We start from the raw sequence: 11,940 nt of genomic DNA, 5'->3' as shown, positions 1-11,940 counted from the left end.
CGTCCGAGGAGACCGCATGACCACAGCCCCGCCCCAGGTCGGCGACGCGCTGCCGAGCTTCTCGCGCGCCACCGGCCTGGACAACTGGAACCGCTTCGCGGCGGTCAACGACGAGTTCGTGCCGATCCACATGGACGACGCCGCCGGGCAGGCGGCGGGCTACCCGACCGCGTTCGGCATGGGCAACCTCCAGTGGAGCTACCTCCACAACCTCCTGCGGCAGTGGGTGGGTGACGCCGGGCGGATCGAATCGCTGGCGTGCCAGTTCCGCTCGCCCAACTTGAAGGACCAGACGGTCACGGCCAAAGGCACCGTAACCGAGGTCCACCCCAGGCCCGACGGCTGGTCGGTGCACCTCGAGGTGTGGACCGAGGATCAGACCGGCGCCCGGCTCTGCCCCGCCACCGCAGTCGTGACCCTCACCGGCGCCGAGGAGGAGGCAAAGTGAGCACCGTCCACGACCCCGCAGGGATGCTCGCTTTGGAGCAGACCGGCGAGCACACCTACCTGGCCGCCAACCTCGAGTCGCCGTCCCCGGTCGTTTTCGGCGGCCAGATCCTGGCTCAGGCGTTGACCGCGGCCAGCAAGTCCGCCCCCGGCAAGGTGGTGCTAAGCCTCCACACCGTGTTCGAGCGGGGGGCGTCACCGAACCAGCCGCTGGAGCTCGAAGTGGCCCCGATCAGCGATGGCCGCACGATGGCCTGCCGCACCGTCACCGTCCGCCAGGGGGCGCGGGTCTGTGCGACGATCACCGCCTTGCTGCACGCGCCGGAGGCCGACTTGATCCGCCACGGCGCATCCCCGGACCGCCTCGAGGTGCCGGCGGCCACCACGGCGAGCGGCGCCCACGACTGGTGGGACGTTTCGATCGTCGACGACGTGGACCTGGCCGACCCCGACGCGGTGGGGCCCGCAGAGCTGTCGATCTGGAGCCGCTTTCGGGGAGTGCCCGACGGCGAGGCGGCCAACCAGGCGATGCTCGGGTACGCGTCGGACGGCTTCCTCATCGCCACCGCCATGCGGCCCCACGCCGGCGTCGGGCAGGCCCAGGCCCACGTGACGGTCTCCACCAGCGTGTTGACCCAGACCATCAGCTTCCACGAGCCCTTCGACGCCTGCGACTGGCACCTGATAGTCCACGAGAGCCCGTACGCGGGCAGGGGGCGCTCCTACGGGCGGGCCCACGTGTACTCGCGCCACGGGTCACTGGTGGCGTCGTTCGCGCAGGACAACATCGTCCGGGCCCTGGCGCAAGACCAGCGCCCGGCGCCCGGGGAGCGGGCCAAGTACTAAAGCCCGGCGTCAGGTGACGGCGCCGGCGATCTTCAAGTCGATGATCTGCTCCTGGGTGCGCCCCAGCTCTTCGAGGATGGTGTCGGTGTGCTCGGCGAGCTGCGGCGCCCGGGTCAGCGTGGGCGGGGTCTCGTCGAACTGCACCGGGTTGGCCACCAGCTCGCGCTCGTTGCCGTCGGCGTCGACCACCGAGACGATGTAGCCGTTGGCCCGGACCTGCGGGTCGTGGCCCAGCTCGAGGGCGTTGTTGTTGGGCGCCCACTGCCCTTCCAAGGTCTGGAACGTCTTGATCCAGTGGGCGTAAGGCTTGGCCTCGATGGCTTCCGCGACCAGCGCGCCGGCGGCGGCGGCGTTGGCGATGAGCTTCTCGCCGCTGTCGAAGCGCTCGTCGGTGATCAGGTCCTCCCGCTCCAGGTGCCGGCACAGGTCGGCCCAGTAGCGGCCCGGCTGGAGGATCATCAGGTTGACCCACCTGCCGTCCGCGGTGCGGAAGTTACCGATCGTCGGGTTGAACGGGTTGAGGTTGGGCGCCGACAGGGGGGCGACCGGGGGGACCTCGCCGGTGAGCAGTGCGTTGCTGACCGACAGCGCCGTCGCCCAGGTACCGAGGCTGAGGAGCGACACGTCCACCACGCTCGGCTCCCCGGTGCGCTCTCTCGCGAAGAGAGCGGCGGCGATGCCGCCGGCGATGGTCATGCCACCCATCGAGTCGCCGTACGCGCCGGCCGGCTGGTTGATGACCTTCGGGGAGTCGGGCGGCGTGCATCCCATGGCGCTGCCGGAGCGGGACCAAAACGTGCTGCCGTCGAAGCCGCCCTTGTCGGCGTCGGGCCCCCGCTGGCCGTGGGCGCTGCCTCGGACGTAGATGATCTTGGGGTTGGCGGCTCGCAGGTCCTCGACCTCGATGCGCAGCTTGCGGCGGGCGGGCGGCAGGAAGTTGGTGAGGAACACGTCGCAGCTTCGGGCCAGCTCCAGGAGCAGGTCGCGGGCGTCTGGGTGCTCGAGGGCCAGGCCGATGCTGCGCTTGCCCCGGTTGGGGTGCTCCATCAGCGGCTGGAACCGGCCGGCGGCGACGCCGCCGGTGCCGATCTTCAAGCCCCGTTGGGCGTCGCCGGTCACCGCGTGCTCGACCTTGATGACCTCCGCGCCCCAGTCGGCCAGGACCGCGCCGGCGGAGGGGGTGTAGGTGTACTGGGCCACCTCGAGGACCCGGACACCGGCCATCGGCAGGGCCGTCATCAGAAGCTCCTGGCGTGGACGGTGTCGAGCTTCTGGGTACGGGGCCGGGTGACGATGAACAGGTGGATGTCGCCGATGTCGTCGACGTCTTGGCCTTCGCGCACGCCCATGACCGCGGGGATGAGCCCGAGCTTGTCCCACAGCGCGCCGGCGGCAGCGGCGTGGTCAGGATCCCACTCCCAGTCGGTGGACCCGACGCCGGCCCCCTTGGCCGTGCCCTGGATCACCGTGGTCACCCGGATGTCGATCGGGGCGACCTCCATCGCCAGGACCTTCCCGAACGCCTCGAGCGCCGCCTTGGTGGCGACGTACATCGAGAGGTGGGGGAAGGGGTGCAGGGTGGACTCGCTGGAGGTGTTGATGATGTCGCCGGCGCCTGCGGCGCGCATCAAGGGGATGACCGCGCGGGAGGTGTAGATCGGGCCGAGGAGGTTGGTGGTCACCTGCTGGGTGATGTCGAGGTTGCTCAGCAGCTCGACGGCGCAGGGCCGGTAGACCGCGGCGTTGTTGATCAGCACGTCGACCTGGCCGAACTGCAAGGAGACCTGCTCGAAGGCGGCCGCGACGCTGTCGGGGTCGCCGACGTCGACCTGGATCGGATAGGCCTTCGCCCCCAGCTCCTCGGCTGCCTGCTCCAGGCGTTCCTTGCCCCGGGCCATCATCACCACCGAGGCGCCCTCTTGCAAGAAGCGCCTCGAGATGCCCAGCCCCGACCCGCTCGACGCGCCGGTTACCACCACGATCTTGTCGGTCACCGTGCCCATGGTCTGCCTCCGTTGCTCGTCGCTCGTCGCTGGTGGCTCATCGGGGGCCGAAGCGCAGCGCACCGTCGAGGCGGATGTTCTCTCCGTTGAGGTACGGGTTGGTGGCGATCGACTCGACGAGCAGGGCGAACTCCTCCGGGCGGCCCAGGCGCTTGGGGAACACGATGTCCTTCTCCAGCGCCTCGCGGACCTCGGCCCGCACGCCCAGCATGACTGGGGTGCCCATGGTGCCGGGGGCGATGGCGCACACCCGGACGCCGATCGGTGCCAGATCCCGAGCCATGGGCAGCGTCATGCCCAAGATGGCGGCCTTCGCCGCGGCGTAGGCCAGCTGCCCGGTCTGGCCTTCCATCCCGGCGATGGACGCGGTGTTGACGATCACGCCCCGCTGGCCGAACTGATCGGGCTCGTTGGCGGCCATGGCCGCGGCCACGAACCGGCTCGTGTTAAAGGTCCCCACCGCGTTCATCTCCATGGTGCCGGTGAAGGCCTGCTTGTCGTGCGGTTTGCCGTCCCGGGCGACCAGCCGGCCCCCGCCGACCCCGCCGCCGGCCACGTTGACCAGCAGGCGCGGCGATCCTTCGGCTGTCGCGGCGGCCACCGCCGCCTGCACGTCGTCGTCGTCGGTCACGTCGCCGGCGACGGCCACGCCGGGGGTGGGCAGGCTGGCCGCGACGGCTTTGGCCGCGTCGGCCTCCCGGTCGAACACGACGACGCGCATCCCGACCGACGACAGGTGGCGGACCACCGCCGACCCGAGGCCGCCTGCTCCGCCGGTGACGATCGCCACCTGGTTGTCCAGCTTCATCGATTCCCCCGAGGTAGTCCAGCCTGACGCAGGCCCGGGACGCTAGCGTGCATTGACAATGACGTCAATGTTCCTAACAGGTTCACCGGGGGGAGCAACGGCGAAAACGCTGCCTCGCTGGGCTAGCCTCTGTCCCCCAATGACGGACCTTCGAGCTCGCGGGCGAGCTGCGCACGACGCGTTGCGCCGGGCAGCGGCCGTTCCGCCCTCACGGACTGGGAGCTGACGGGCATGGCGAAGCAATCGACGGCATCCGAGGTCCTCGAGCCGGCCGGCAGGACCGGGGAGCAGCCAGGCGGCAACGGAGAGCGGGTGGCGGGGCCACGGTCGAGGAAGGGCGCCGAGACCCGGGCCCGCCTGCTGAAGGCCGCCAAGGAGATCTTCGAGGAGGACGGCTTCTTCGACGCCCGCATCTCCGACATATCGACTCGGGCCCAGCTCTCCCACGGGTCCTTCTACCACTACTTCGACTCGAAGGACGAGATCTTCCGGGAGGTGGCCGGCATGGTGGAAGACGAGCTGGCCGCGCCGCTCGGCAGCATCATCTTCGACCCGACCTCCACCGCCCAGCCCCACCAGCGCATACGCAAGGGGATCCGGGCCACGCTGGCGAGCTACCAGAAGGAGGCCAGGATCATGCGGGTGATCGAGCAGGTGTCGCGCTATGACGCGGAGCTGCTGCAGATGCGCGCCGCCCGCCACAAGGTGGCCAACGAGCTGATCATCGACTCGCTGACCCAGCTGCAAAAGCGGGGGATGATCGACCGCAAGCTCGACGTCCGGGTCGCCATCAGCGTGCTGGGGGCGATGATGAACCGCTTCCCCGAGGCGTGGCTGATCGAGGGCGAGATCGACTGTGACTTCGACAAGGGCGCCGACCAGCTGTACCGGATCTTCATCAACGCCCTCGGTCTCTCCGACACCCAGGCCCGCCGCCCGGCCCACTGACCCCCGCCGCCGGGGACGGCACTTCAAGGACTTAGCACGCGCCCGCAACTTTGACATTGACGTCGAATGTTGTTACTTTCGGCGGGCAAACATCATCGGCGCGTCCCGGTCATCCGGACGACGGAGCGAGGTCTCGTGCTACTTGAACCACTCCCCGACCAGGAATCCCTCCGGGACACCACGGCCAAGTACCTGGCCGACGTGATGTCTTCGGAGCAGGTCCGCCGGTTGCGTGACGACGCCGCCGGCTTCGCTCCTGGATACTGGCGTCAGGGGGCGGAGCTGGGCTGGACGTCGCTTCTCGTCGGGGAGGCCCAGGGCGGCGGCAGCGTGAGCGAGCACGGGCTGGTCGACTTGACCCTGATCGCCCACGAGTTCGGGCTGCGCGCCGCGCCGGGGCCGCTGCTGCCGGCCAACATCGTTGCCGGCGCCCTCAGCGCGGAGGGCGCCGGCGACCACTCCGAGGTGGTGGCCGGCCTCCTGTCCGGGGCCTCGGTGGCGTCGTGGGCCTACGCCGAGGAGGCGGTCGCGGCCACCGAACCCGCGGCCATGGCCTGCCAGGTGCGAGCGGAAGGCGACGAGCTGGTCATCGACGGGGTCAAGCGACCGGTCGAGGCCGCCGCCCAGTCCGACCATCTCCTCGTCACCGGTCGCACCGGCGACGGGTTGACCCAGGTTCTGGTGGCCGCCGGCACCCCAGGGCTGTCGGTCGAAGCGATGCACAGCGTCGACCTGACCCGTCGCTTCGCCCGGGTGGAGCTGCGCGGTGTCCGGGTTCCGTCAAGCGCGGCGGTCGGGTCGGTGGGCGGGGCCGGCGCGCAGGTCGAGCGGCAGTTCGAGCAGGCGGTGGTCCTGGCCTGCGCGGAGGCGGTCGGGGCGATGCAGGCCGCGTTTGACATGACCCTGGCGTGGACCTTCGACCGCTACTCCTTCGGGCGTCCCCTGGCGTCCTACCAGGCGCTCAAGCACCGCTGCGCGGACATGAAGTCCTGGCTGGAGGGGGCCCACGCGGTGACCGACGCGGCGGCTCGGGCGCTGGCCACCGCCGCGCCCGACGCGGCGGAGCTGGCCAGCGTGGCCAAGTCCTTCGTCGGCGACTACGGCGCCGAGCTGCTGCAGGACTGCGTGCAGATGCACGGCGGTGTCGGCGTGACCTTCGACCACGATCTTCACCTGTACCTTCGCCGCGTCAGCCTGCAGCGGGCCCTTTGGGGCACGCCGGCCGAGCACAAGCGGCGCATCACCACATTGCTCGAGCAACGAGGGGACGCCTGATGGCAACGACGGAGGCAGAGGACCTCGACGACTTCCGGGAGCGGGCCCGCAAGTGGGTAACCGCCAACCTGCGGCCCGGCGGTGCGGAGCGCGCCGGACTACGGGGCAGCACCGACGAGGAGGCGGAGCTGGCTGCGGTGGCTCGCGAGCGGGAGGTGCAGCGAGCCATGTTCGACGCCGGCTTCGCGGGGATCTGCTTCCCCAAGGAGTACGGCGGGCAGGGCCTGCCCCCCGCCTATCAGGGGGCTTTCAACGAAGCGCTGGCCGGCTACGAGTACCCGGGCCGCCTCCAGGTGCCGACCTTGTCGCCGTGCGCCGCGGTCCTCCTCGAGTTCGGCACCGAGGAACAGAAGCGCCAGCACATCCCAGCGATGCTCAAAGGCGAGGAGCTGTGGATGCAGCTGCTCTCCGAGCCCGGCGGAGGATCCGACGTGGCCGGCGCGACGACCACGGCCATGCGCGACGGGGAGGAGTGGATCCTCAACGGGTCCAAGATCTGGACGACCGGGGCCTGGTGGTCGGACTGGGGCCTGTGCCTGACCCGGACCAACTGGGACCTGCCCAAGCACCGCGGTCTCACGGTGTTCATCCTGCCGCTGCGCCAGCCCGGGCTGGACGTCCACCGTATCGAGATGCTCAACGGCTCCCGGGAGTTCTGCCAGGAGTTCCTGAGCGACGTGCGGGTTCCCGACACCGACCGGGTGGGCGACGTCGACGACGGCTGGACCGTCGGCACCCGTTGGATGTTCCACGAGCGGATGCTGTACAACTCGCCGCTGGTGTCGTTCCCGGCCGGGGCCGGCAACGCTGCGGGCGGCCCCGACCTCCTCGGCATCGCCCGCAGCGCCGGGGTGCTCGGCGATGTCGCGATGCGCGAGCGCGTCGGCGAGGGCCGGGTCCTCGACGTGGTCGGCAACTGCCTGCAGGACCGGGTCGGCGCCGCGGTGCGCTCCCGGCAGATGTCGGACCAGGCGGCGGCCATCGTTCGGCTGTTCAAGGGGATCTCCGCGGCCCGGACCCGTACCCTCGGCTATGAGATCGCCGGGGCGGCCGGCGGCGTGTGGGCTGACGGTGACGGCGCGTCGGCCGACGCGGGCGTCGACTTCTTGATGCGCCAGACTGCGTGCATCGGCGGGGGGACCACGGAGATGGCCCGCAACGTGATCAGCGAGCGGGTCCTAGGCATGCCGAGAGAGCCGGCCGTCGGGCGCGACCTCCCCTACCGCGACGTCCCCCGCAGCGCCACCTCCCGCCGCTGAACAGCCCGGCCTGCGTGCGGGGTGGCCGCTCAGGCAGGAAGGCCCGTCAGGCGAAGGCTGGCAGGACGTGCTGCTCGAAGAGCCGGAGACTGGACCAGGCCAGCTCCGGCGGTATGCCCCCACACAGCGGGTGGAACATGGCGAAGGGGAATGGAGCAGCCCTGAGCATCTCGACGTGCTCCTCGGGGGTGACGATCAGGTATTGCCCGCCGGCTTTGAGGTCGTCGAGGCTGCCGGCCTGCTGGTAGGGGCCGGCGCCGTCGCTCTGGTCCAGCCACTGCCCGTAGGCGTTGGTCTCGTGCAGGAAGTAGGGACCCATCTGCTCCCACCCGGCCTCGACGTCCTCCGCCAGCGCCAGGGTCTGCGGGCCGGGCGGGATGGGGCAGGGACCGGGGTCGCGCAGGCCGAGGATGCGCCGCTCGTCTTGGTAGAACTCCCACACCTCCGGGACCGATGGGAGGAACCCGTCGGCGATGCGCGCCGCCCGGCGGGCCGCGGCCTGGCTGCTCCCCCCGAGCATGACTGCCGGGCCTCCCGGGCGGTACGGCGCGGGTGTGACTTTCACCCGGCGGCCCCGGTACTCGAACGGCTCGCCGCTGAACGCGGCTTTGAGAGTGGTCACCACCTCGGTCACCCGCTGACCCCGCTCGCTGGTCGCGACGCCGTACATCGCGAACTCCTCGGCGACGTAGCCGGCCGCCACGATTAGATCGACCCGGCCGCGGCTGAGGTGGTCGAGCACGACCATGTCCTCGGCCAGGCGCAGCGGGTCGTAGAACGGGGCGATGAGCGCAGCGACGGTGAAGTTCACCGCGGTGGTCCTGGCCGCCATTGCGGCCAGGACCGGCAACGGGCTCGGGAGGTAGCCGTCAGGCGACCCGTGGTGCTCCGACAGGGTGATGCTGACGCACCCGAGTCGGTCGGCCCACTCGGCCATCGTGATGGCCGACTCGTAGCGGTCCGCGGCGGTGGTGCCGGCGAAGGCCGGGTTGCGGAAGTCGAAGCGCAATCCGAACATCGCGCTCACCGGCGCTCGCCGTTCCGGCGTGTCGGCGGCCCCGACCGGCTCACCGGATCACGCGGCGGCGCTCTTGCCGGGGATCTCCTGGCCGCAGATCGGCTCGGCGCCGGGGACCAGGTTGAAGGTCTTGCCCTGCAGCTTGGTGATGTAGGTGCACCCTCCGTCGATTCCCACCGCCGAGGCGGCCCGGTCGTTCAGGTTCAAGGTGTGGGAGCCGAGCAGGCCTGCGGCATCGAAGTTGGTGATCTTGCCGAGCGAGGCGATCAGGGCGGCGTGGGAGAGGCTGCCGCCGTCGCCCTGCAGCCCCTGGACCAGGAGGGCCATCGACGCGTAGCCGTTGTACTCGGCGTAGGTCGGCTCGCCGCTGACCCCGGCGGCCTTGAGCGCGGCCTCGAACTTCTGGGTCGCGGCCGTGTGCATCTCGACGGGCTGGAACGACGTCGTGAAGTACAGCCCCTGCGCGTCCTGCAGCGCGGCGGGTCCGGCCTGCAGGAGGTCACCGCCGTACCCGGTGGCCAGGAGGGCCACCTTGGGGGTGGCGTTGAGCTGGCGCAGAGCGGCGACCAGGGCGAAGCCGGTGTTGGGGTCGACCTCGGCGGTGAACCCGTCGGTGCCGCTGTTTTTCATGGCCAGCGCGACGGGCTGGACGTTGGTGCCCCCGAAGGGGAAGCTGGACTCGATGGTGCCGACCTTCAGACCGACCGCCTGCGCGGAGATCCCGGTCGCCCGGGCGGCGTCGGCCGAGCTGGGCGAGATCGAGTAGCCGATCGAGCCGACGGTGGTGACACCCTGGCTCTTCATGAACAACCCGGTGGTGGTGGACACCTTGGTGACGTCGAGGTAGCCGACGTCGGGGAACATGTTGGGGGAGGTGATCCACTCGCCGGCGTCTTGAGCCACGCCGACGACGGGGATCCCCTGCTGGGTTAGGTACGGCGCGGCCGCGAAGGTGACCGCCGATTCGGCGAGGACGACATCGACGTGGTCCTGGTCGACCAGCTTGTGGGCGGCGGCCAGGGTCGCCGCCGGCGAGGTCTGCGTGTCCCCGATGACGACCTTGACGTTGAAGCCGGCGGCGGTGGCCAGGGCCTTGCCGGCAGCGACCCCGAGGTCCATGGTGCCGTTGCCCGACGAGCCGAGCCCGGTCTTGTCCTCGAGCACCCCGATGGTGATGGTCTTGCCGCTCGAAGAGGCACCCGCCGAGGTGCCCGACGAACCGGCGGACGCCGGCGTCGAGTTGGCGGTGCCCTTCGAGCTCCCGCACCCCGCCACCAAGGCGACGACCGCCCCGACCGCCGCGACCTTCCTGGAACGACTGCCTGCCTTGGACATTCTGGCTCCCCCTGAAGACGAAACGGCGTTGTGCGACCCGAGCGACGTGGTGACGCTCGGCCTCCCCCTGAAGCACGCCCCGGTAGAAGGGACGACGCTCAGACCTTCGCAGACTTCGACGTCATAGTCAATCCTCTGCCGGACGTCCGTGGCCCGGCGTGCGCCCTAACCCTCCAGGCAGTCGCCGAGGGCGACGGCCTGCTCTAGGCTCCGGTGCTGGAGGACGTGACGGCGGTATCCCTCCACGTTGGCCGCCACCCGGTCCCGGGTGACCGCGCCGGGGCGGATGCGGGCCGGCACGCCGATGGCCATGGCGCCGCTCGGGACCTCGGTGCCGGCGACGACTACCGCCCCGGCGGCCACCAGTGACGGCGACCGGCAGACGACCTCCTCGAGCACAACCGCGCCGGAGCCGACCAAGACGAAGTCCTCGAGGACGCAGCCTTCCAAGTGGACCAGGTGGCCGATCACGCAGTCCGCGCCGACGGTCGTCGTGTTGTGGGGCTGGGTGTGCAGCACCGACCCGTCCTGCACCGACGAGCGGGCTCCGATGACGATCGGCCCGTTGTCGGCTCGGATCACCGCGCCGGGCCAGATGCTGGCGTCGGGCCCGACGCGGACCTCGCCGATGAGGACCGCGTCGGGATGGACGAAGGCGGTGGGGTGGATCCTCGGACGCTCGTCACCGAGCCGGTAGAGGGTCACGGGTCCCCGCGCCGCCGGTCAGAACGTGCCGATACCGGCCGCCTCATTGCGCTTGCGCCACTCCTCCTTGGGCATGCGGGTGACGTCGACGTCCTTGGCCAGCGCCCGCAGGGCGCCCACCGTCGCCTGGTCCCTCGGAGTGTGCTTGAACGGGTCCCAGTCGAAGAACCGGCAGGCGTTCTCCCAGGTCATCTTGTGGATCTCGTCGGGGTCGCAGCCGGCGTCTTGGAACTCCTTCCAGGCGTACTCCGGCGACTCCGGCCAGGTGGTGTCGGTGTGGGGGTAGTCGCACTCCCAGGCGATGATGTCGAGCCCGATGCGGTCCCGCAGCAGCAGCCCGGAAGGGTCGGTGATGAAGCAGGCCAGGATGTGCTCGCGGAACACCTCCGAGGGCAGCTTGTCCCCGAAGTCCTTGCCGCCGTGCAGCCACTCCTGGTTTTGGTAGTGCCGGTCGATGCGGTCCAGGTAGAAGGGGATCCAGCCGATACCGCCTTCGGAGAGGGCCACCTTGAGAGCCGGGAACTTGCGCAGCGTCGGCCCGAACAGTAGGTCCTGGGCGGTGATCGCGCTGATCTGGCAGGCCAGCACCATCAAGTGGTCGATCGGTGCCTCCTTGGGACTCTGGATCACCGCGAAACCGGCCCCGATGTGCAGCGACAGCACCATGTTGTGGTCGACGATGGCCGACAGCATCGGGTCCCAGTGGCCGGACAGGAAGCTCGGGAACCCCTGCACGTGGGGGGTCTCGAGGAAGCTGATCGAGCGGCAACCCTTCTTGGCCAGTCGATTGACCTCGTCGACGGCGAGGTCGATGTCCCACATGGGGACGATGCCTTGCGGGATGAACCGGCCGGGGTAGGCGCCGGCCCACTCGTCGATGGCCCAGTCGTTGTACGCCCGGAGCATGACCAGCGACACTTCCTTGTCGGACGCCTCGGAGAACGTCCGGGCGTTGAAGCCGGCCATGGTCGGGAAGTTCATCGACCCGAGCACGCCGTTGGCGTTCATGTCCTTGACCCGCTCGTGGACGTCGAAGCACCCGGGCCGCAGCTCGGTGTAGCTGCCGGGGTTGAAGCCCCACTGCGACTTGGGCCACCCGACGGTGGCCGCCATCCCGAATGGGGTGCGGGTCGACTCCCCCTCGAAGACCCACTCGTCGACGCCGCTGGCGTTGTGCACCACCTTGGGCACCCGGTCGGCCCACTTGGCCGGGACATGGTTTTTGTACATGTCCGGCGGCTCGATCATGTGGTCGTCGATGCTCACCAAGATCATGTCGTCGAGCTGCATCGTCAT

12 protein-coding genes are annotated in these 11,940 nt (G+C 70.2%); 5 read left to right on the top strand and 7 right to left on the bottom strand.

What is annotated here, in order from left to right; translation table 11 throughout:
• Nucleotides 1-16: 16 nt before the first annotated feature.
• The gene (locus K6U06_RS00875; protein WP_262319993.1) at nucleotides 17-448 is read left to right on the top strand and encodes a MaoC/PaaZ C-terminal domain-containing protein; all 432 of its coding nucleotides are present in this window, start codon (nucleotides 17-19) and stop codon (nucleotides 446-448) included.
• Nucleotides 445-1,293, top strand: a complete 849-nt coding sequence (locus tag K6U06_RS00870) for an acyl-CoA thioesterase (protein ID WP_262319992.1) — start codon at nucleotides 445-447, stop codon at nucleotides 1,291-1,293. The genes K6U06_RS00875 and K6U06_RS00870 overlap by 4 nt, the downstream gene beginning before the upstream one ends.
• A 9-nt stretch (nucleotides 1,294-1,302) precedes the next feature.
• On the opposite strand, the gene K6U06_RS00865 is transcribed toward K6U06_RS00870, so the two are convergent.
• Genes K6U06_RS00865 through K6U06_RS00855 form a run of 3 tightly spaced genes read right to left on the bottom strand, consistent with a single transcriptional unit; the run spans nucleotide 1,303 to nucleotide 4,104 of the window.
• A complete protein-coding gene (locus K6U06_RS00865; RefSeq protein ID WP_262319991.1) occupies nucleotides 1,303-2,532 on the bottom strand; it encodes a CaiB/BaiF CoA transferase family protein in 1,230 nt (409 codons plus the stop codon).
• Entirely contained in the window at nucleotides 2,532-3,296 is a 765-nt protein-coding gene (locus K6U06_RS00860; RefSeq protein ID WP_410050941.1) for an SDR family oxidoreductase, read from the bottom strand. Before K6U06_RS00860 ends, K6U06_RS00865 begins: the two co-directional genes overlap by 1 nt.
• A 37-nt stretch (nucleotides 3,297-3,333) precedes the next feature.
• Complete coding sequence (locus K6U06_RS00855) at nucleotides 3,334-4,104, bottom strand: SDR family NAD(P)-dependent oxidoreductase (RefSeq protein WP_262319989.1); 771 nt, start codon at nucleotides 4,102-4,104, stop codon at nucleotides 3,334-3,336.
• Nucleotides 4,105-4,335: 231 nt separating this feature from the next.
• Between K6U06_RS00855 and K6U06_RS00850 the strand changes: the two genes are divergently transcribed.
• From K6U06_RS00850 to K6U06_RS00840, 3 genes are all read left to right on the top strand, one after another.
• Nucleotides 4,336-5,052 carry a TetR/AcrR family transcriptional regulator gene (locus tag K6U06_RS00850; protein ID WP_262319988.1) on the top strand — a complete coding sequence of 239 codons (717 nt, stop codon included), beginning with the start codon at nucleotides 4,336-4,338 and terminating at the stop codon, nucleotides 5,050-5,052.
• Nucleotides 5,053-5,187: 135 nt separating this feature from the next.
• Nucleotides 5,188-6,327, top strand: coding sequence for an acyl-CoA dehydrogenase family protein (locus K6U06_RS00845; RefSeq protein WP_262319987.1), 1,140 nt, complete (start codon nucleotides 5,188-5,190; stop codon nucleotides 6,325-6,327).
• On the top strand, nucleotides 6,327-7,586 hold the full coding sequence (locus tag K6U06_RS00840; protein ID WP_262319986.1) for an acyl-CoA dehydrogenase family protein: 1,260 nt from the start codon (nucleotides 6,327-6,329) through the stop codon (nucleotides 7,584-7,586). Before K6U06_RS00845 ends, K6U06_RS00840 begins: the two co-directional genes overlap by 1 nt.
• Nucleotides 7,587-7,632: 46 nt before the next feature.
• Here the strand turns inward: K6U06_RS00840 and K6U06_RS00835 are convergent, their stop codons facing one another.
• The 4 genes from K6U06_RS00835 to K6U06_RS00820 form a co-directional block, all read right to left on the bottom strand.
• Nucleotides 7,633-8,604: an LLM class flavin-dependent oxidoreductase gene (locus K6U06_RS00835; RefSeq protein WP_262320487.1), complete on the bottom strand. Its 972-nt coding sequence runs from the start codon at nucleotides 8,602-8,604 to the stop codon at nucleotides 7,633-7,635.
• A 57-nt stretch (nucleotides 8,605-8,661) separates the two neighbouring features.
• The gene (locus K6U06_RS00830; protein WP_262319985.1) at nucleotides 8,662-9,939 is read right to left on the bottom strand and encodes an ABC transporter substrate-binding protein; all 1,278 of its coding nucleotides are present in this window, start codon (nucleotides 9,937-9,939) and stop codon (nucleotides 8,662-8,664) included.
• Between the two features lie 165 nt (nucleotides 9,940-10,104).
• Nucleotides 10,105-10,644, bottom strand: a complete 540-nt coding sequence (locus K6U06_RS00825; RefSeq protein ID WP_262319984.1) for a gamma carbonic anhydrase family protein — start codon at nucleotides 10,642-10,644, stop codon at nucleotides 10,105-10,107.
• Between the two features lie 18 nt (nucleotides 10,645-10,662).
• On the bottom strand, nucleotides 10,663-11,934 hold the full coding sequence (locus tag K6U06_RS00820; RefSeq protein ID WP_262319983.1) for an amidohydrolase family protein: 1,272 nt from the start codon (nucleotides 11,932-11,934) through the stop codon (nucleotides 10,663-10,665).
• Between the last annotated feature and the right edge of the window lie 6 nt (nucleotides 11,935-11,940).

The sequence above is a fragment of the Acidiferrimicrobium sp. IK genome, assembly GCF_025499425.1.
In the GTDB taxonomy this organism is placed as follows: domain Bacteria; phylum Actinomycetota; class Acidimicrobiia; order Acidimicrobiales; family Palsa-688; genus Acidiferrimicrobium.
The sequence above is the reverse complement of the archived record's forward strand: the minus strand, read 5'-3'. Positions and strand labels throughout refer to the sequence as shown.